Source organism: Streptomyces sp. NPDC039736 (genome assembly GCF_055596485.1).
The window spans coordinates 803970-823302 of record NZ_JBVIUQ010000003.1 but is presented as its reverse complement, the minus strand read 5'-3'; the positions used below and the strand labels follow the sequence as shown (position 1 = coordinate 823302).

The 19333-nt window shown below is 69.3% G+C and carries 18 protein-coding genes and 4 pseudogenes; 10 read left to right on the top strand and 12 right to left on the bottom strand.

What is annotated here, in order from left to right; genetic code table 11:
- Window positions 1–88 precede the first annotated feature (88 nt).
- From ACZ56L_RS13200 to ACZ56L_RS13190, 3 genes are all read right to left on the bottom strand, one after another.
- Window positions 89–1126 carry a GDP-mannose 4,6-dehydratase gene (locus tag ACZ56L_RS13200; protein ID WP_380837133.1) on the bottom strand — a complete coding sequence of 346 codons (1038 nt, stop codon included), beginning with the start codon at window positions 1124–1126 and terminating at the stop codon, window positions 89–91.
- Between the two features lie 895 nt (window positions 1127–2021).
- Window positions 2022–2669: a hypothetical protein gene (locus ACZ56L_RS13195; RefSeq protein ID WP_471063793.1), complete on the bottom strand. Its 648-nt coding sequence runs from the start codon at window positions 2667–2669 to the stop codon at window positions 2022–2024.
- A gap of 600 nt (window positions 2670–3269) precedes the next feature.
- Window positions 3270–3749: a hypothetical protein gene (locus ACZ56L_RS13190; protein ID WP_471063791.1), complete on the bottom strand. Its 480-nt coding sequence runs from the start codon at window positions 3747–3749 to the stop codon at window positions 3270–3272.
- Window positions 3750–4021: 272 nt separating this feature from the next.
- Between ACZ56L_RS13190 and ACZ56L_RS13185 the strand changes: the two are divergent.
- Window positions 4022–4433: pseudogene (locus ACZ56L_RS13185) on the top strand (hypothetical protein); the annotation flags it as partial.
- Window positions 4434–4874: 441 nt separating this feature from the next.
- Window positions 4875–5687 carry a hypothetical protein gene (locus ACZ56L_RS13180; protein ID WP_471063789.1) on the top strand — a complete coding sequence of 271 codons (813 nt, stop codon included), beginning with the start codon at window positions 4875–4877 and terminating at the stop codon, window positions 5685–5687.
- Between the two features lie 130 nt (window positions 5688–5817).
- Here ACZ56L_RS13180 and ACZ56L_RS13175 read toward each other — a convergent pair.
- Window positions 5818–5997, bottom strand: a pseudogene (locus ACZ56L_RS13175) (transposase); the annotation flags it as partial.
- A gap of 139 nt (window positions 5998–6136) precedes the next feature.
- Window positions 6137–6358: an LAETG motif-containing sortase-dependent surface protein gene (locus tag ACZ56L_RS13170; protein ID WP_468692918.1), complete on the bottom strand. Its 222-nt coding sequence runs from the start codon at window positions 6356–6358 to the stop codon at window positions 6137–6139.
- A 65-nt stretch (window positions 6359–6423) separates the two neighbouring features.
- Between ACZ56L_RS13170 and ACZ56L_RS13165 the strand changes: the two genes are divergently transcribed.
- Window positions 6424–6909, top strand: a complete 486-nt coding sequence (locus ACZ56L_RS13165; protein WP_471063787.1) for a hypothetical protein — start codon at window positions 6424–6426, stop codon at window positions 6907–6909.
- Window positions 6910–7670: 761 nt separating this feature from the next.
- Here the strand turns inward: ACZ56L_RS13165 and ACZ56L_RS13160 are convergent.
- Entirely contained in the window at window positions 7671–8375 is a 705-nt protein-coding gene (locus ACZ56L_RS13160) for a response regulator (protein WP_471063785.1), read from the bottom strand.
- Complete coding sequence (locus ACZ56L_RS13155; protein ID WP_471063783.1) at window positions 8368–9612, bottom strand: sensor histidine kinase; 1245 nt, start codon at window positions 9610–9612, stop codon at window positions 8368–8370. The genes ACZ56L_RS13160 and ACZ56L_RS13155 overlap by 8 nt, the downstream gene beginning before the upstream one ends.
- Before the next feature lie 385 nt (window positions 9613–9997).
- Between ACZ56L_RS13155 and ACZ56L_RS13150 the strand changes: the two genes are divergently transcribed.
- From ACZ56L_RS13150 to ACZ56L_RS13135, 4 genes are all read left to right on the top strand, one after another.
- Entirely contained in the window at window positions 9998–10474 is a 477-nt protein-coding gene (locus tag ACZ56L_RS13150) for a PH domain-containing protein (protein WP_468692940.1), read from the top strand.
- Window positions 10471–12156, top strand: coding sequence for a PH domain-containing protein (locus ACZ56L_RS13145; RefSeq protein ID WP_471063781.1), 1686 nt, complete (start codon window positions 10471–10473; stop codon window positions 12154–12156). Before ACZ56L_RS13150 ends, ACZ56L_RS13145 begins: the two co-directional genes overlap by 4 nt.
- A gap of 81 nt (window positions 12157–12237) precedes the next feature.
- Window positions 12238–12960 (top strand): TetR/AcrR family transcriptional regulator, encoded by a 723-nt coding sequence (locus ACZ56L_RS13140; protein WP_471063779.1) that lies wholly within the window; start codon window positions 12238–12240, stop codon window positions 12958–12960.
- A gap of 5 nt (window positions 12961–12965) precedes the next feature.
- Window positions 12966–14417 carry an MFS transporter gene (locus ACZ56L_RS13135; protein ID WP_471063860.1) on the top strand — a complete coding sequence of 484 codons (1452 nt, stop codon included), beginning with the start codon at window positions 12966–12968 and terminating at the stop codon, window positions 14415–14417.
- A gap of 130 nt (window positions 14418–14547) precedes the next feature.
- On the opposite strand, the pseudogene ACZ56L_RS13130 reads toward ACZ56L_RS13135, so the two are convergent.
- Window positions 14548–14913 (bottom strand): annotated as a pseudogene (locus tag ACZ56L_RS13130) (helix-turn-helix domain-containing protein); the annotation flags it as partial.
- 237 nt (window positions 14914–15150) lie between these two features.
- On the bottom strand, window positions 15151–15636 hold the full coding sequence (locus tag ACZ56L_RS13125; protein ID WP_345227059.1) for a hypothetical protein: 486 nt from the start codon (window positions 15634–15636) through the stop codon (window positions 15151–15153).
- A 269-nt stretch (window positions 15637–15905) separates the two neighbouring features.
- Here ACZ56L_RS13125 and ACZ56L_RS13120 point away from each other — a divergent pair, with 269 nt between their 5' ends.
- The 3 genes from ACZ56L_RS13120 (at window position 15906) to ACZ56L_RS13110 (ending at window position 17305) form a co-directional block, all read left to right on the top strand.
- Window positions 15906–16418 (top strand): helicase associated domain-containing protein, encoded by a 513-nt coding sequence (locus ACZ56L_RS13120; RefSeq protein WP_471063777.1) that lies wholly within the window; start codon window positions 15906–15908, stop codon window positions 16416–16418.
- Window positions 16415–16870 carry a hypothetical protein gene (locus tag ACZ56L_RS13115; protein WP_471063775.1) on the top strand — a complete coding sequence of 152 codons (456 nt, stop codon included), beginning with the start codon at window positions 16415–16417 and terminating at the stop codon, window positions 16868–16870. The genes ACZ56L_RS13120 and ACZ56L_RS13115 overlap by 4 nt, the downstream gene beginning before the upstream one ends.
- A 90-nt stretch (window positions 16871–16960) precedes the next feature.
- A complete protein-coding gene (locus ACZ56L_RS13110) occupies window positions 16961–17305 on the top strand; it encodes a hypothetical protein (RefSeq protein WP_471063773.1) in 345 nt (114 codons plus the stop codon).
- Between the two features lie 54 nt (window positions 17306–17359).
- Here ACZ56L_RS13110 and ACZ56L_RS13105 read toward each other — a convergent pair.
- The 3 genes and pseudogenes from ACZ56L_RS13105 to ACZ56L_RS13095 form a co-directional block, all read right to left on the bottom strand.
- Window positions 17360–17895, bottom strand: a pseudogene (locus tag ACZ56L_RS13105) (transposase); the annotation flags it as partial.
- Complete coding sequence (locus tag ACZ56L_RS13100; protein ID WP_468689311.1) at window positions 17892–18035, bottom strand: hypothetical protein; 144 nt, start codon at window positions 18033–18035, stop codon at window positions 17892–17894. The pseudogene ACZ56L_RS13105 and the gene ACZ56L_RS13100, both read right to left, overlap by 4 nt.
- Complete coding sequence (locus tag ACZ56L_RS13095; protein ID WP_401761777.1) at window positions 18032–18601, bottom strand: hypothetical protein; 570 nt, start codon at window positions 18599–18601, stop codon at window positions 18032–18034. The genes ACZ56L_RS13100 and ACZ56L_RS13095 overlap by 4 nt, the downstream gene beginning before the upstream one ends.
- Window positions 18602–19333 lie beyond the last annotated feature (732 nt).

The following is a 19333-nucleotide window of genomic DNA, read 5'->3' as shown; positions in this document are numbered from 1 at the left end:
GCCTCCGCTTCGATCGCACTGAGCCGACGAGCACGGGGTGGAGTCCCCGGCTGCCCGTCGGCCCGGTGCGAGGTCCTGGCGCCGCCCGCTACCAGCTCGCCCCCGAGAGTTCCGCGCGCTGCTCGCTCACCAGACGGGCTTGCTTCAGATCCGACTCCACCATCATCCGCATGAGTTCCGGGAATTCCACCCGCGGTTCCCAGCCCAGGTGCTTACGGGCGTGGGAGTAGTCGGCGCACAGGGTCTCCACCTCGGCGGGACGCACGAGGCCGGGGTCCACGTACACGTAGTCCTCCCAATTCAGACCCACGCATTCGAAGGCGATCCTGGCCGCGTCGCGCACCGAGTACATCTGCCCCGTACCGACCACGTAATCGTCCGGCTGATCCTGCTGGAGCATGAGGTGCATGGCGCGGACGTAGTCCCCCGCGAATCCCCAGTCGCGCACCGCATCGAGATTTCCGAGGCTCAGCTTCTCCTGGAGGCCGAGCTTTATCTGCGCCACGGCGAGCGAGATCTTCCTGGTCACGAACTCCGCGCCACGTCGAGGCGACTCGTGGTTGAACAGAATTCCGGACGCGGCGTACATGCCATAGGACTCCCGGTAATTGCGAGTCATGTAATGACCGTACGTCTTCACCACGCCGTACGGGCTACGCGGGTGGAAGGAGGTCGTCTCACTCTGCGGCGACTGCGTCACCATGCCGAACATCTCGGACGACGATGCCTGGTAGAAGCGGATCTGTCCGTCGACGACGCCGTTCGCCGACGGCTTGGTCAGCCCGCTGACGATCCGGATCGCCTCCAGCATCCGCAGAACTCCGGTCCCGTTGACTTCGGTGACCAGTTCCGGCTGCTGCCAGGACATCGGAACGAACGAAATCGCCCCCAAGTTGTAGACCTCGTCCGGCTGCACGGCATTGACCGCCGTGACCAGGGAGCCCTGGTCCATCAGATCGCCGTGCACGAATTCGAGGTCCGGGACCAGTCGGCTGACTCGGTCCTTTCGCGGGTTCGCCTGCCCCCTGGTCAGTCCCCAGACCCGATACCCCAAGGAAAGCAGGTGCTCCGCCAGATACGACCCGTCCTGCCCGGTGACACCAGTAATCAGTGCGCGCTTGGCCATCCCATACCCCTTCGATTTCACGGAGGGGCCAGCGAAGCAGGAAAAGAGCTAAGGAATTTGCGAGACTTCCCCCCGCTCCGGACCGCATGGGCGCCCCCGACAGCCCCCTCCACCTGCGCCGTACGGGGCCGCTGTCCCCGCCCGCCGACGCCGGGCACGGGGTCCGGCCGCCCGGCGGGAACGCATGCCATCGGCACAGGGCCGCGGTACGACCCGTCCTCGATGAGTTGTCCGCCGACGGGGATGTCTACGTGCCCACCCCGGTTCGGGCGACCGAAGCCGAGACTCCGCCATCACGGCCAGACGGCGGCCACTGGCGGACTCCGTGGGTTCCAGGGCCGCTCGCTTGGTCGTGATGAGAGCCGGCGAGGCCCGTCAAGGGCGTCCGGTCCCCTGTAGATCGTGATCTTCGTCGTTGATGGGCGGCCTGCTGTTCGTAGTGGCAGGCCCGGGCTTGATGGCATCGTCGCCAGGCGGACCACCCGAGGTGATGTGCGGCTGGGCAAACGGTGATGGCCAGTGCGGCGAACAGGTGTTTGGGCCCGTCGCAAGTCAACGGAATCAGCTCGCCCGGGGCCGGGCGGTGGCCGTGGTCGCGTGCGGTGGCTGTGGCTGTGGCTGTGGCCAGGAAGGCATGGGCGAGCATCGTGAGGGTGACCCAGTGGTGCCAGGACGTCCAGCGTCTGACCTGGTGTTCGTCCAGCCCGGCCAGATGGACTGATGGCCAGGGAAGGTGGACGACCGCCAGGTTTCTGCCCTTGATGTTGGACCGATGGGGCTGGGGGCAGGGTAGGCATTCCACGGCAATACCGGGAACGAACAAAGCAGTTGCCGCTGGGCGGAAGTTCGTTCCGCCCAGCTGCTGAAGAGGGCCCCTTCCACGCGGCCCACCGCCTCAGTGACCGCCTTGTGGCTTCGTGCAACCGCCTTCCAGGTACACCCCATGGGCCTCGAACGTGGCCGGGCTGCCCAGCCGTCCGGTGACACAAGGACCGGTCCCGGGGACGAAGGAGGAGAAGCCGAGGGTGCCACCGATGCGGTGGACACTCCCGGAATCGACTTCATAACCGAGCCGGACGAGGGCGGCGGCGAGGCCGGCCTCGTTCGCGGGGGGCTTGGCGCCCGGGCCGGTGAGTGCCTGCCTGATGCGCTGCGCGTGGGCCTCACCTCGGCAGCGCGCCTCCGACGACAGACGTGCCTGCCGCTTGAAGGCGTGGTTCTCGGCGTACTTGGCGGCCTCGGAGTCGCTGGGCCGCGGCTCGGATTTGGCGGGCCCGTCGGGCGGAGGGGTGCGGCGGGCCTCGTCGCAACGGGCCGCCACGTCCGGGAACGCCTTGTCATGAGCAGCCTTGGCGGCGGTGTCCACAGGAGCGGGAGCGGGCGCTGTCGGAGAGGCGACGGCGGCCGTAGCTGTCGTACCCATTCCGCCGGCGCCGACGTGGGTGGCGCCGCACGCGGTGAGGGCGAGCAGCGCGAACACCGATGCGACGGCGGCGGCCAACGGCCGGTACGACGTGCGCGTCGCGGCGGTCCTGCATATCACGGGTGGTCTCCCCTCTCACCTGCGGTCTCGGCACCCGCGATTATGCCCGCAGGCCCCACGGACTGGAGCCGAATCCGGACGAACCCGCCCGGTACACCTGGGAGTACGTCGCCGAACCTTCGGACGGTGCGGTCGTCGTCAGGGACGCCGAGCGGCAGGACAGACAAGAGGGCCATGCTCCAATTCGGCCCGTGCGCACTGGACGTCTGCACTCCGTCGGCGGGTAGCTGACCGGCCTCGACGAACCGTGGATACGCCGTTGCAAGGACGGTCGTGCAGGCCATTTGCTACTTGTTGCCAGTCGGCGGACAAACCCCTCGAAGTGCGTGATCAAGCAGGCCAAGAAGGTCGTTGGAGACGAATACGCCTACCTCTGTACCGCGGCAGGATGCAGTTGATGGCTGACGGTTACATCCGCTGGTACCGGGAATCAGCGGCCACCTGGGTCTTCACGGAGCAGACAGAACTCTTCGCGGAGTACGGGATCCATCTCGTGCACCCGGCGAGGGGCGAGGTGCTCGCGGTCGACGTGGAGGGCAAGCACGTTCCGCTCGGACGCGAGGAGCTGAGTCTCCTGCGGGAGCGCCCCCTGTTCACGCGTCAGGGTGGCGGAGTTACGGCCAGGTGCTCGTGGAGCTCCCTGTGCCGGAATTGCCAGGCCGGTCCGGCCGTGCGCAGTAGGCCGGCCTGCTGGCACCGCCGGAGAAAGCTGGCCAGTTTCCAGAGGAGTTGCCCCCGCACGTGCAGACGGAAGATGGTGTAGCGCGTCCAGGCCCGGCCTCCTAAGCCGAGTGCGAGGCCGGACGCCGGCCCGGTCGCCAGGGCCGCCTCAGGATCGGCGACGAGCCTGTAGACCAGCCCGGTCGTCGTGCCGAACAGCGCTCCAGCAACAAGCCCGCCCACCAGGTCGCCGCGCAGCGGGGAGCCCGGATCGGTTCTGGGGACATGGCTGTTCATGGACAGGCACATGATCAGGGCGAACACCAGCCCGTACGCCAGGCCGACCGCGCCGCCGTAACCCGCCCCGGCCAAGACACCTGAGCGCATCTCGCCCCGGGCCGCGAAGTAGGCCCCGCCCACGGCTCCTAAGGGAGGCAGCTCCAAGACCGTCGCGGTCAGCTCTTCCGCAACACTCCGCAGCCTGAAAACGGTGCTCAGTCTGGGCATGCGCAGCGGGCGTGGGACCGGCCACAGCACTGCCTCCGCGCACGACAGGGCCATCACGAGGAGTAGGGCGCCGGTGAGGTGCATCCACAACCTGGAGGGCTGCTCGGGCAGCGCCCAACCGAAGGCGACCCACGCGCCGCAGTTCAGCAGGACTGTCAGAAGCGCCTCCTGTAAACGGACGTCTCGTGCTTTGGCGAGCGGCCACAGGTCGTGCAGGACGAGGTCGCTGGAGGACAGGACCCGGCCCTGCTCGGTGCGGCCGGCCTCGTTGGCGTGCAGGTAGCGGGCGAGCACTGTCAGCACCCGGCGGGTCTTAGCCGGATCGAGGGCCGGCACAGCGGCCGCCCCCGGCCCAGGAGGCGCCGTCACTGCGGCGTCGATGTAATGCGCACCGGCGGTCGTCCACCCGGCTTCGACGCGGAGGCATACAAGCAGCGCAATTCTGTCGAGCGGTGCATCAACCGTCTCAAGCAGTGGCGCGGCCTGGCCGTGCGAATGGACAAGCTCGCCATCGCCTACGAGGGCGCACTTCACCTCGCAGCAATCTTGATCTGGACGCGCTGTGGGAGGACTGAGGACGGCCGTTCGCCAAGGTAGCCCTGATTCAGGGCTTGGACAGAGCGTCGACTGCCCTCATCCGGCAGTCCGAGCACCTCCCAGACCTCTTCGAGACAAACAGATGCCGATAGACCGTTACCTGACGCCGAGGGATGCCACAGAGCGTCGCCTCATTCGCCAGGGCGTGCTCCAGGACTGAGCCGCCTGTTTCCAGGCATGCCGCGAAGCTTGTCGGAGCAAGTCCGAACGCGAATTTGAGGGACCGGAGGCGGTGACCAAGCTGCGGCATGACCACCACCCTCGCACGTGGCCCGATCAACGTGGAGCCAAAGAGAGAGGCCCTAGAAATGGCTTGGCCGCGTGGACAGAGAAACGGGACGGGACTCAGTCATTTCCTCTGGCTCTCCCGCAGGATCGTTGGCCCAATGTCCTCCTTCTGTCACTCTGTGCGGACAAATACCGCAGACCCAGGGGGAGCAGATGGTCTGGATAATTTTGTCCGCGATCGCCGGTTTGATGGTGGCCGTCTGTGTGGCGTTCACGTTCACCGCTGCGCACCGTATCCGCCGCCTGCCGACGGCGGCTCCGGTCGAGGAGTTACTGGTGACGCTCTATGAGCGGGCGGCCCTGAGCAGCCGGGAACGGGTGATACTGACGGCGCTCTCCCGCGTGTTCCTCGGCTCGTCCCCGGACGGTGTCCGGACGCCGCCGGCCGCTGGTTACGCCCCCCGTGACGCAGTGGAGGACGCAGCGATGGCCGCGTGGCGCAAACACGGCACCCACGACCCGGCCCGCGCGATCAGGGTCGCGGCGAAATCCACAGCAGTCAGGCAGGCTACCGCCCGGCTTGCAGCGCTGAAGATGGTGACGGAGGAACATCTGCACCGGGCCCTGACCAATGCCCTGGAGGCGCTGCAGTCCTCGCTGTTGATCATGCCGATCCTGCTGCTCGCGTCGCTGATCGGGTGGGCGGAGGGAACCTCAGGAGCACCAGTCGCAGTGGCGGTCAGCGCTGGCCTGCTGCTCATCGGCCTCGCGGTGTACGGGACTGTGCGCACGGTGCCGCGGTCGGTAACGGGTCATGACGGTGTCGTGCTCGGCTACCTCGACCGGCGCGGCGGTCGTTTCCGGTTGGTCGTCGACCCTGAGCCCCCCGAGCACACCGCCGCGCTGCTGAGCGTGGCCAGCACCGGCACGGCCAGTCTCAGCATGCCTCAAGACCTGCGCCACAAAATCCTCTACCCACCCACCACCGAACTCAACGGCAGCGGAGGCGTAGGGCTGGGAATCTAGCAGTGCTTGGTTAGGTGGTGTCGTAAGGCTGCCAGGTGGGTTGTCGGCAGGTGGGGCAGGTCCCGGTCCAGGTGGCGATGAGGTGCTGAAGAAGATCCAGGGCCTGATAGGGGGTCAGGCCCTGGCAGGGGCTTTTGGGCAGGCCCACCTGTTCGGTCAGGAACAGGTGGGCGGCGGTGACGAGGGTGACGTGGCGGTGCCAGCCGATGAACGAGCGGCCCTCGAAATGGTCCAGGCCCAAGGCCGTCTTGAGTTCGCGGTAGTCGTGCTCGATGCGCCAGCGGGCTTTCGCCAGACGGACGAGGTCCTTGGCGGGAAGGTCGACGGGCAGGACCGGTTCTGAACCTCAGGGCGCGCAGCTCGCGGTGACGGACCGGGCACTCGCGGAACGTGGCGGCGACGGTCTCGGCGGGGCTGCGGGTGCCGAGGAGTGCGGCCGTCTCCATGAGTCAGGCCCGGTTGCGGCCCTTGCGGCGGCGCAGGGCGACCGTGGTCGCGCCGCCCGTGAGGAGCAGAGCCGCGGCGGTGCCGACGAGCAGTGGGGTGTGGTCGTTTCCGCCGGTCTCGGCGAGGCCGGAGGCGGAGGAGGAAGTGGGCGCGGGAGCGGCCGGGGCGGCGGGCTGCGGCGTAGAGGCGGTTGGAGCGGTGGTCTTCGGGTCCGGCATCGGCATGAAGCACCGCTGAGGAACAGCCGCGCGCCGGGCCCAGCGACGTCAGAGGATTTCCGTGAGGCCGCATGCTCCGTGGCGGCTTCCTGTTCTCTCGCCTATTCCGAGCTGTCGAGGACTGTCTGCTCCCCGCCGCCGTACGGGAGTTCCCCGACCGGTCCGCCGCCGTGGCCTGGTACGCGGCCGAGAGGGACGACCTGATCCTGGCGGTTGCCGCGGCGCACGCCGCCGCACTGCACGAGCGGACCTGGCGAATCGCCCTGACGCTGTGGCCGCTGGTCGTGTGGCGCGTGCGCGACGGCTGGGCTCCGTTCCTTGAGACCGCGCTCGAAGCCGCCCGGGCCGATGCCGACCAGCACGGCGCGTCACGGATAGCCAATGTGCTCGGCTGGGTCCTGACCCAGGAAGGACACGTCCCGGAGGCACTCACCCATTTACGGGCCGCCCGCACATTCGCCTCCCGGACAGGTGACGCGGTGGCTGAGGCGAACGCCCTGATCGTGCTGGCCATGGCACAAGCGGCGCTAGGCAGCCAGGAGGAGGCCGCACACTGATGCGAGCGGACACTGCACCCGGCGCGTCAGGCCGGCGGCCGAACCCTCGAGAAACTGACCCTGCAGCACCTCGCCCGCCACTGGGCCGGCGTCGGCAAATGGCGCCGGGCTCTGGACACCGCGACCCAGGCCCTGGCTCTCCACCGCCCGGGCATGAACCGTTCGCCCTCCGCTTGTAGCGCCCCGCTTCGGCGCCTCGTCCGGAACGCACCTACGACGCGTACCGGGTGACGTCCTCGATCCGGATGTCACCGCGTCACTAGTGGTGGGGTGCACGGTCAGGATGCCAGCGCGCCGGCCACCCGGGCCAGGCGGCTGGCCGACAGCGCGAAGCGGTTGGCAGGGCTGCGGAAGGAGTACGCGCCGTTGTTGACGGAGAAGGCGTGTCCGGTTGTCGTCCAGGACGCGGGGCTGGGGACCCCTTGATCCTCCGGGAGAGCAGCGGCGAAAAGCCCGGAATCCAATACGCCGGTGCGGGCGCACAGCGCGCCCGCCAGGGGGCCAAAGGCAGCATCTAGTACCGCGTTGTCCCCGAGCACCGGCAGCAGGCGGACTGCGGATCAGTGATGCTGCCGCCAGGTAGCACGTTGTCCGCAGCCGCAATGAGCTCCGGCCAGGACAGGTCCGACCCCATGAAGTGCCCGCCGTCACGGGCAAGCAGCTCCGCCTGGTCCCAGTCGGGGCGGTGGAGAAGGTAATCGTCGGCGGCCGGAACTTCAGCGCGGGTGGCGTGGGCGGTTGCGGCCTGGGCGCGCATGGTCTCAAGCCAGGTGTACTCCTGCGCCAGGACGGCGCGACGTTCCTGCGCCTCCTCCACCTGGGCGCGGGCCTTCGGAGAGCAGACCGAGTTCGAGCGCCCGGAGCACGGCCGACGTCCGGTCGGAGACCGAGAGCTTCTTGAACGAGCGCAGCAGGTGGGTCTTCACCGTCGCTTCGCCGATGAACAGCCGACGGCCGATGTCCGCGTTTGTCAGTCCGTCGCCGACCAGGCGCAGTACGGTGCGTTCGCGGTCCGAGAGGAGCGGAGGTTCCGTGGACCTGGCGCGGAAGAGCTTCGGGGCGAGGGACGGGGTCAGGACCGTCTCGCCACGGGCCGCCGCGCGGACCGCCCGCACCAGGTCGTCCCGGGCGGTGCCCTTGAGGAGGTAGCCTGATGCTCCCGCCTCCACCGCACGAAGGACGTCCGCGTCGTCCTCGTACGTCGTCACGATGACGACCCTGCTGCGAGGCGACTCCCGCAGGATCAGCCGGGTCGTGGCGACTCCGTCCGGGCCGTCGCCCATCCGCAGATCGAGCAGCACGACATCCGGCAGGAGCCGGGCGGCCAGTAGTGCCGCTTCCTCGCCGGAAGCGGCCTGTCCGACGACGCGAACACCGTCCGCCGTTTCGAGGATGGCGCACAGACCCTCCCGTACGACGGGATGGTCGTCGGCGAGCAGGACGTGGATCGGCGAATCCTCAGGCATGAGTGGCCTCCGGTATCCGTACGGCCGCCGGGGTCAGCGGAAGTGTCACGGTGAGAGTGGTGCCCCGGTCGGCGCGACTGTCGAGGGTCGCCGTGCCACCGGCTTGTTGGGCACGCGCCCGCACCCCGGGCAGGCCATAACCGCCCGGCGCGGGAGCGGCCGCCGGGCGCCGGGGGGCGACGGGGGCGTTGTCGGCAGCAAAGCCCTTGCCGTCGTCGTGGACGGTGAGGCGGACGGAGTCCTCGGTGTACGACAGGTGCACATCCACCCGGCGGGCCAGCGGCCCCGCGTGCTTGCGTATGTTCGCCAGTGCCTCCTGAGTGGTGCGCAGCAGCACCACGCTGGTGGTGGTGGCGAGCTCACGCTCCGGCCCTTCGGTCACGCACCGCACGTCCAGGCCCGTTTCCGCTGCGAGGAGCTGGCCCTGCCGGCGAATTGCCTGGAGAAGGGAACTCTCGCGCAGCGGCGGCGGAGTGAGGCCGGTGATAAAACCGCGGGCCTCGGCCAGGCTCTCGCGAGCCACGCGTTCGGCCAATTCCAGGTGGCGGCGGTTCAGTTCGGGGTTGTCCGGCGCTGTCGCGTCGACGGCCTGGAGGAGACTGATGATGCTCGCGAGGCCCTGGGCGAGGGTGTCGTGGATCTCACGTGCGAGACGCTCGCGTTCGGCGGACACTCCTGCCTCGTGGGACAGGCGCGAGGCGTTCTCCCGGCTGCGGCGCAGCTCCTCGATCAGCTCGGCGCGCTCTGTGCTCTGTTGTACGACTCGGGTGATCCAGAGGGTGAGCAGGACCGACAGGGCGAGGCCGAGGAGGCAGATCGGCAGCATGGCGATGACGTCCGGTTCGAACGCGCCGCCGTCCAGCCACACCACGGCGCACGGCCACAGGTGGGCGAGCGTGGTGAGACCAAAGGACCGGGTCAGCGGCAGACCCATCATGAGCATGGGGGTCACCGCGAACAGCGCGAACGAAGCGGACAGGTCGAAGTATCCGGCCACGGCGAACAGCAGGAGGGGCACGAGGGCGGAGGCGAAGTGGCGTGTGCCCTTCTCCCGCCGGCCGGTCCGCGCTGCCCGGCACCGGCCGAAAAGGACGTACCAGGGGATGATCGCCGTCAACGCCCCGAGAGAGACGGCTCGGTGCACGGTCGTTCCGTCGGAGACGAAGAGGAGAAGCGCCGTGACGACAAGGTACGAGACGGCGAAGAAACCGTCCCAGAGGCCGGGCCAACGGGACACGGCGGAGCCAGAGCGAGGAGGGACGGGGCCACCCGGGCCGGAGCCATCCGGATTGGAGCCGCACGGGTTGGGGTGACCCGGGTCGGGTACGGCAGCCGAGGTCTCCGGTGGCGGGTTCCGTTGAGCGTGAATATGCACGGATCACTCCTACCATCTGTCCACCGACCGGTGGACAGCCCGCTCCACCGGTCGGTGGAACCCACGCGTCCGCGACGTCTCTACGGTGGAAAGGAAGATCGTCGGAGCAGCGGGGGAACAGCACGTGGTGAGCCAGAACGCCCAGACGGGGCAGGCCAGTCAGCCGGGTCGGGCCGAGCACAGCGCGCAGGTCGCGCAGAGCACACAGGCTGATCGGAAGGGGCAGGCCGGTCAAGCCGGGTGGCGACTGCGGCCTCCCCGGCACCGCGTCGAGAAGCGGGCGTTCGGCTGGTGGACCCTCCAGGCATCCTTGTTCGCCTTCCCGCTGCCACTGGTCTTCGGGCTGCTTCACCTCCTCATCCCGCCGACCCGTTTTGTCTTCGGCCCGCTCTTCCTCGCCGCGTTGCCCCCGGGCCTGGCCTACCTGGCCGTTATGCCGGCGTGGCGCTACCGGGTGCACCGCTGGGAGATCACCGACGAGGCCGTCTACGCGGCGTCCGGCTGGCTCTGGCAGAGGTGGCGGGTGGTTCCGGTGTCCCGGATCCAGACCGTGGACACCGTTCGGGGGCCGCTCCAGCAGTTGTTCGGGCTGTCCGGGATCACCGTGAGCAGCGCCTCCGCCGCCGGCGCTGTGAAGATCAAGGGGCTGGACCGCCGGGTCGCCGCCGACCTGGTCGAGCAGCTGGCCCGCGGCGCGCAGGCCGTACCGGAGGATGCGGCATGAGCGAGGTCCGTACGGTACACACGGCGGGGCCGGGCTCCGGGGAGAGCGCCGGGGAAGCCCAGTGGCGGCGGCTCGACTCCCGGCTGCTGCTGGTCAACCTGAGCGTGCTGGCCGCGCCGGCAGCCTCGTTCGGGGCCGCCCTGCTGGTAGCCGGAGGCCGACCGGGCCCTCACATCCTCATCGCCCTCGGCTCGTTCCTGGTGACCTGCCTGGTGGTCGCAGGCATCGGTCTGCTGCGGCTGCTCACCACTCGCTACCGGATCACCGGGGCCGACCGGCTGGAGTTCCGTACCGGACTACTGCTCCGCAGCCGTCGTTCGATCCCTCTCGACCGCGTTCGCGGTATCGACCTGACCGCGAAACCGCTGCACCGCGTCTTCGGCCTCACCACGCTGGTGATCGGCACCGGTGGTCAGGGCGGCGGAACGGCGGGTGGTGGCACGTCGGGCGGAGGTCTGTCCCTGGACGGATTGAGCAGGACGGACGCGGAAGCGGTACGGGCACGCCTTGTGGCACGCCGGGCTGGCGAGGCCGTCCCCGGCCCTAACGCCAACGCCAACGCCGATGTGGACCGCGGGGCCGGGACCGGGGCAGCGGTCACAGCCGGCATCCGTGCCGGAGGGAGCGGTGAGCCGATCGCCGTGCTCGACCGGTCCTGGCTGCGGTACGCGCCGCTTACCGTCTGGGGCGTGGGCGGCGTGTTCGCGGCCGTCGGCACCGTCTATCGAACGCTGCACGAGATGAAGGTCGACCCTCTCGAACTCGGCCTCGTCAAGGACTTCGTCGCATACGTCGAAGACCGCTTCGGGGCCGTTCCGCTCTGGCTCGGGATCCTGCTGGTGGTCCTGCTCGTCGTGACGGTGGGTGTCATCGGATCACTCGCCACCTTCGTCGAGGGCTGGAGCGGGTACCGGCTGGACCGCGAGGATGGCGGGTTGCTCCGGATCCGGCGCGGACTGCTGATTAGCCGCTCCGTCACCCTGGAGGAAAGCCGGCTGCGCGGGCTCCAGCTTTCTGAGCCCCTGCTGCTCCGGCCGGCCGGCGGCGCCCACCTCCACGCGGTGGCGAGCGGTCTCGGCGACGCGGACGAGAACCGCAGCCGCAGCCGTCTCACCCCGGCTGTGCCGCTCGCCGAGGCGCACCGGATCGCGGTCGAAGTCCTGTCCGGACAGACTGCGGTAACGGGAGCGGTACGGGGCTCGGGTCCGCCGCTGGTTGCCGTACTCGTGCCGCATCCACGGGCCGCGCTGCGCCGCCGGGTCGGTCGCGCCTTCGGAGTCGCGGCAACTGCCGTCGTTTTGCTGGCAGTTCCGGGCGCCTGGCTCACGCCGGTCCTCGTCCACGCGGGCTGGATCACCGGTCTTGTCCTCCTGCCGGTTGCGACGGCCTGTGCGTACGGGGCTTTCCGCAGCCTCGGACACGCCGTGGACGGCCCATACCTGATCAGCCGTTCCGGCATCTTTGTCCGTCGTACGGTGGCGCTCCGGCGGGACGGGATCATCGGCTGGACGGTCTCCCGATCGCCGTCCCAGCGCCGGGCGGGGCTTCTCACGCTGGCGGCGACGACCGCTGCGGGCTCGGGGGCGTACCGCATCCGTGACGTGAGCGTGCAGGAAGGCCTTGCCGTCGCGGAGGAGGCGGTGCCGCACCTGCTGGCCCCATTCCTCGAACGGGATGCCTGAGGCCGGAGTCCCGCTGCTCGATCTTGACGCCTGGTCCAGGCGGAGTAGACAGTGTCTACGTCTGCTTGATAGACACTGTCCATGCCAACGGAACAGCGTTCGGAACCTTCGGCGGGACAGCTGCGGCCCTCCCTGCGTGAGCGATTGATCGAGGTCGGTGCCGAACTTGTGTCGACCGGCGGAACCGCCTCCCTGGGACTGCGCGAGATCGCCCGCAGGGCCGGGGTGTCGCACGGAGCGCCGCGCCGGTACTTCCCCACCCACCGCGCGCTGCTGTCGGCGATCGCCCACCGGGGCTTCGAGGAGCTCGGTGCCCGGTTCGAGGCGGCGGTGGTTGCGGGGGAGTCGCCGCGTGTTCGGCTGGTCGCGCTGGGGAGGGCGTACGTCGGCTATGCGCTGGAGAACCGTGGCATGTTCGAGCTGATGTTCCGGCACGACCTGCTCGACAGTTCGGCGGAGGCAGCAGGGAGCGCAGAGACCGCGGGGAGGGCAGAGGCAGCAGCGGCAATGGAGGTAGCAGAGGTAACCGAGGCCACCCTGGCGGACCGGCCGCGGCTTCGTGAGTCCGCACTGCCTCTCATGGCGACCGTCGTCGACCTCGTCGCCGAAGGCCTTTCGGAGCGCCAGGGCGGTGTGCGGCCCGCCGTGGTAGCTGCCGCCCTCTGGGCCAACCTGCACGGAATCGCTCAACTGTGGACCTGGGGAAGCCTCCAGCTCACGCTGTCCGAACCGCCCTCGGAGCAGTTGGACCAGCTCGTCACGAGCGCTGTCGACGCCCACCTGGGCACCCGGCGCCCCGCATGACCGATGTGATCGGCAGCCGTACTGCTGAACCCCGCCGGATCCCCGGGCCCACGCCCCGCTCGGCGTCCCTGCTCGCCCTCCTGGTCAGCGTGGTCGGCGCCATCATCGTCGCGCTCGACGGGACCGTTCTGCTGGTCGCGCAGCCCGCCCTGCAACATGGCCTCGGTGCGAGCACCGCGCAGGTTCAGTGGACAAGTACCGCCTATCTGCTGGCAGTTGCCGCACTGCTTGTGGTCGCAGGACGGCTCGGTGACCGGTACGGGCACACAAACCTCATCCTGGTCGGCGTTCTGGGCTTCGCCGCCGTGTCCGCCGGTATCGCGCTCGCGCCGGACGTCCACTGGGTGATCGGGCTGCGGGTCGCGCAGGGGATGTTCGGAGCACTGCTGCAGCCCGCAACCCTTGCCCTGCTCCGGCTGGCGTACCCGGCGGACCGGCTCGGCGGGGCAGTCGCCCTGCGTACCAGTGCGATCGGGGTGTCGGCGGCGACGGGGCCGCTGCTCGGCGGGGTGCTGGTCGCGCACTTCGGCTGGCAGGCCGTCTTCTGGATCAACGTCCCGGTCGCGCTCCTGCTCGCGGCCTTCACCCTTGCCCTGCGGGTGCCGGTCCCGTCTTCGCGCGCCGCAGGACCGCAACGCCTCGACCTCACCGGCGCGGTCCTGCTCGCGGGCGCGCTCGCGGTGCTGGTGCACACGCTGTCCGGGGTGCCGGCGTATGGCTGGGGTGCGGCCCGAACCTTGTTCGGGCTCGCCGTCGCGGCGGTGGCCTCGGCCGGGTTCGGGGTGCACGAACACAGGGCCGCGTACCCGATCGTGCCGGCGGCGGTGGCACGATCGGTGCCGGTGACCGCGTCGATGGTGATGCTATTGGTCAGCGGTGGAGCCATGTTCGGGGCGCTGTTCGCGACGACGTTCCACCTCCAGGACGTTCTGGGCCTGGACGCGCTCGCCAGCGGAATGCGGGTGATGCCGATGACCGCGCTCATGGTGCTCGGCGCACCCGTGGCGAGCAGGGCGCTGCGCCGGTACGGGGCGTGCCGTACCGCGGTCGTGGGTGTCGCCCTGGTATCCGCGGCCCTCGCGGCACTGGCCCTGACGCTGACCGGCGCGGGACCTGCCGGACCGGCCGGGGCATGGGTGGCCTTCGGTCTGCTGGGGGCGGGGTTCGCCACCGTGATGGTCACCACCACCGAAACCGTGGTCGGTGACGCTCCGCCCGGGTACGCCGGTGTCGTCGGCGGCCTCAAACAAACCGCCATGAACATCGGCCCGGTCTTCGGTATCGCTGTCGCCGCCAGCATGATGCCGTCAAGGTCCGCCGCCTTCCGGGACGCGTTCGTACTGACCCCCACCCTGTCGGTGCTGGCCGGACTGGCCGCCCTCGGGTTGGTGCCGGCACTCCTGCTGCCCGGCGGGCAGACGCACGGTCGCAAGTTCGCGAGTGCGGATCGAACGTGAGTTCCAACTGCCGCATCTCCGTGAAAGGGTGGCCGGCATGACGACGCAGCCCGTTCGTACGACGCCCGAGTTGGACCAAGCCCAACGGGCGGGCGTGGGTAATGTCTGGGCAGCTTGCGGGCAAGGCCGGGCTGCACCACAGCACGTGCCCTTCGCCGTCCGTGACCGCCATTGATTTCACGGCGTTCTGCTTGTTCTTGCCGGGAATGGATTTCTCCCGGCCCCTGCTCTTGGCCGCGGGGCGTCGGACACGGATTTCCGTGCCGTCGGTGATCCCGGTCTTTCTGCTGGTGCCGAGGTGGTTGACGGCCTCTGCGAGGGTGCGCGGGCGGGGGCCGGGGACGACGGTGCAGCCCCGCTCGGCGAGCAAGGGCCGCACCTCGTTGACGGTGCGGGTGACAGTGGAGTGGTCCCCATCGAACCAGCAGGCCAGCACGTCGTGGGCGGCACCATGACGCAGGTGGACCAGGGTGGCCGGCAGCCGGTCGACGAACACCAACTGGTGCTTCGCACCGGCCCCCACGGCTCGCTCCGCCGCCGTGAGACACGCCTGGCCTGATGGCGGGCATGTCACAACGGACCGACACCAACGACGAGTTCACCGATCACGTCGGCCGTCGGACTGGTAATCCGACGGTTGCTGGCGATCGTTGCCCGAGCCACGTTCCCCACCACCCCCCATGGTGCGACACGAGCAGCCTCGATATCTCACCACTTACCATGCACGGGCTCGTTAGCCCTGGTGGAAGACCCTGACGTTCCAGTCCGCCTTCCAGTTGCCGTCGCCGAACCGGAGGTCGGCCGTGCACTTATAGGTGTCACCGTCGCATGCCAGGCCCGTCACCGGAACAGGGGCGGCCACGCGGTTTACGGCCGAGCGGTTCTGGTGGAAGACACGGACCGACCACTCCGCCTTCCAGTTTCCGTCACCGAACTTGAGAGCGGCCAGGCACTTTCCGGTGTCACCGTCGCAGGTGGCGCCCGTGACCGGAACCGGGGCGGCGGCACGGTGGTCGGCCGAGCGGTTCTGGTGGTAGACGCGGGCGTCCCAGTCCGCCTTCCAGTTGCCGTCGCCGAACCGGAGGTCGGCGGTGCACTTGTAAGTGTCACCGTCGCAGTTGAGACCGGTCACCGGGACCGGGGCGGCGGAGACGGATCCGCTGAAGCCCAGTGCCAGGGCCGAAGCAGCGGCCAAAACGCCCAAGGTCGTACGCAGCACGAGAGTTCCTTTCAGGTGGCAGCCGGACAAGTGCCGGCCGGTCAGGGAAGAGATGCGGCAGCCACAGGGTCCGCCACTCCTGCGGCCCTCAGGCATCACCAGCACGAGTGACGCATTGCCGCCAAACGGGTCAAGGGACGATCCCTCTTCGGTGTCTGCCTTGGGAAGCGGAGCAGGCGGGGGCCGGGCTGCCGAAGGGGGCTGCCACGGGCGGGCTGTCGCAGGAGCGACGGGACGTCCTGGATGAGATCGATCCTGGGTGGGCGCCGGTGTGGGACGCGGGCTGGCAGCGGTACCTGCGGTTGGTGCAGAACCACCTGGAGCACGGTGGCAGCATGCCGATGGAGGCCGGTGAGGTCGTCGTCCAGGGCGAGGACCTCGGGCGATGGGTGCAGGGATGCCGGTTCGGGTGGGATGCGCTGCAACCGGCGCAGCAGGGGCTCCTGGAGAACGCCCTCGGGCTCGAACCGGCTGACGAGTCGGAGCGGCCGGTGAAGCGCACGCAGGATGACAAGTGGAGGCTCACCCTCGCGGCGGCGAAGGCGTTCCCTGCCCGTGAGGGGCACCTTCAGGTGCCGAGGAAGCATGTGGAGTCCGTGGAGTCGCACGGCGCGGGAGACGTTCAGAGCGGCTCTGGCGGCCTTGGAGTAGTGGACGTGAAGTTGGGGATGGTCCTGGACAACATCCGTAAGCGTGCCGACAAGCTCCCCGCCGAACGCCGGGCCGAGCTGGACGCGCTGGGGATGCGGTGGACGACGGCGAAGAAGGCGGCGGCGCGATGAGCACGGATGCATACACCAGCAGGCCGGTGGAGCGGGCGGCGGAAGAGGTACGGGAGGGCTTGGCGGTTGCGGCGTTGGCAGTCGCGGTCTGTTCCTACGCGCAGTTCGCCGTGCACGCACGCTTCGACGCCGGGATGACAGGAGAGGTCCTGCCCGTGCTGTGGTCGGTGGTCCCCGAGGAGCAACGGTCGGCGTACCCGGCCCGGCTGGAGGAGTTCGTGGACACCCACCGCGAGCGGCTGGTGCGGCTGTTCGCGGAGTACGGGCCGCAGTCCGCAACGGCCAGGCACGGAAGGTGCGAACTGCTCGCCCACCCGGTGTCGCTGATCGTCCTGGAGCAGCTGGTGGCTGTCCGCTCCCGGTACGCGCTGGCGGCACGGTGGCACGGGGAGCTGCCGGACCGGTGGCTGAACGACATCAGCACCACCTGGGGCGTCGGCGAACTGCTGTGAACCAGGGCGCAGGAGCCGTTGTCGTGACCCGGGATTGGATAATTCGTTGTTTGATGGCCGGCCCATCGCCTTTCCTGCTTCGGGAGCGCTGTGCCCGCCACGACCAGCATCACGTTCCGTCTGGCCGCACTCACGGGGATGATCGCCGCCGGTGCAGCCCTTCCGGCCGCCTCAGCCGCAGCGAGCGAGAACATCGTGGGGATCGGCAACGCCGCCTTCGACAACACGATGATCAACATGAACAAGCAGGTCACGGCCGTGTCCCGCACGACGCAGGGCAGCGGAGTGCTGAGTAACCTCAACCAACTGCCCCTGGGCCTTCCCCGCAACGGCGGAGCCGGCGGCGAGGGCATGGCCGATCCCGGTGGTGCCACCGGGGGAGTCGTTCGCTTCGTCGAGGCAGTGGGCAAGTGCTCAGGTTTGTGCTCGCTTTAGCTCGTCTTTCGACCCCCGTGGCGGAGCTGGGCGCGGTGGTGGCGAGGGATGTCAGCTGTCTGCGGGCCGCGGCTTCTTCGTCCAGCTCGGGGTGCACCCGTTGCGGGTCAGGCGCCGGGGCATGAGCGTGATGAATGCCCAGTTCAGATGGGCTTCGGCAGGTTGGGGCAGTCGCTCATGGTCCCTGGCGTTGCGGCGGGCGTTCATGGTCCAGCCGAGGGAGCGTTCGGCTTTCCAGCGCCGGGGCAGGACGACGAGGCCATGCGTGACCTTGGGTCGCAGCACGGGCTGCAGGGTCACCAGAGGTGACCTGCGGCCCAGGCGGGTGGCAGGTCGCGGGCGTAGGCGGAGTCCGCCCAGACCTGGGTGATCTGTGGGTGGGTGAGCCGCAGGCGCCAGAGCTGGTCTCGGGCGACGACCTCGTCGCGGACGCCGCCCGCCGTCACCGTACTCATCACGGGCCGGCCCAGGGTGTCGACGACGAGGTGTCTCTTGCGACCCTTGATCTTTTTGCCCGCATCGTAGCCTCGGCTGTCCCGGCCGACGGGGGAAGCCGCCTTGACGGACTGCGAGTCGACGATCAGCGTCACAGGGCCTTCCACCGGCTCAGGCTGAGGCCCTCCCTGGCGGCCAGGCCGACGGAGGTGAGGACGTAGGGCTCGCGCCCGGTGCCCTCATGGGGAACAGGCGTGGTGGCTGCCCGGCCCCGCTGCATACCGCGCGGCTTCATGGCATCAGGTGGGCCATGGAGCGTGCCCGCTCCCACATACCGGGGATCTGCTCGCTCGGGCGCTGCTGTTCGCCGTGCAGGGCGTTGAGCACCACCAGGCATCCGGTCAGGGCCGGCACCGCCCACTGCGCCAGGTGCAGCTGCCGCCGCGCCTTGTCCAGGTCGATCGGGTGCTTGGCTGCTTTCTCGGTGTCAGCAGGGTCGGAGGAGGAGGCCAGCTCGACTTTCTTGCCCAGAACCCGGGCATAGGCCGTGGCGGCCAGAGCCGCGGCGGTGACCACGGTCTTGGCCGTGGTGGAGGCGGCCACGCCCTGCTGGGTGGCGACGCGGTGCGCGTTCACGGCGAGCAGTCCACCACCGCCGAACAGGTGCGCGCCGATCGCGGCGGCGTTGACCGGCGTCCACTTCGCCCATCCCGACGACGAGATCCGGTCTCGGGTCGTCTGCGTGCCGCCTTCGTCCTCGGCCGCACCGTTGAGACCGATCGCCCCCATCAGTGAGCCGCCGAACCAGGCCGCCAGACCAAGATCGTGCAGGCTGCGAATGGTGGTGTTGCGTTCAGACATAACGGAGCTCCTTCAGGAAGGGAAAAGAGGGGTTCGGCCGACATGGACTGCACCCCCAACCCTCGCCAGCCTCCGCAGATCCCGCCATCGCAGGAGATCAGTCGGGTGAGGGTCCGGACGCTTCCGGCGGGCGGCTGCACCGCGTACGGGCTTCCCTCGACGATGACGTCCGCTGCGCGGTCGTCGGACAGGTCCGCCTCGGTGCCGACCGGCCGGACGACCTCGATGCGGGTGGCGTCGGCGGCGGCCGAGACGGTCACCGCGGGTGCCGTGGCCGGGGGCGGGACGTCGTCCTGGTCGTCGTCGGCGGGCCTCAGCAGGAGCTGCCAGGAGGCGTACTCGCCTTTGATCGTCTGGTCGGGGCTCCCGGAAGGGGCGACTGTGTCTGGTCTCCCGGCATAGCGTCCGGCCCGGAAGGGACGTGGGGGGGGCCGGGGTGTGCAGTGTTGCTGGTGCGCTGGCGAGTCCGATGGTTGTGGTGGAAGTCCCGGTGGGCCCGAGCAGAACGATCCCGTCGTAGAGGGCGGCGACGGTTGCTGCGGCGACTGCGGCGCCGCTCAGACGGCTGCTGCGTGGCCGGGGATCAGTGGTCATTCCTGTGCTCTCCTTCGGCCAGTACTGCTGTCACCTGCTACAGGTGCGGAATGCTTCGTCGGTGTGACAGTTGCCGCGAACTTTTTAGAGAGGTGGTCGACGGAGCAGCGGTCGGTGGCCCACGCGTCGGTGGCCCGC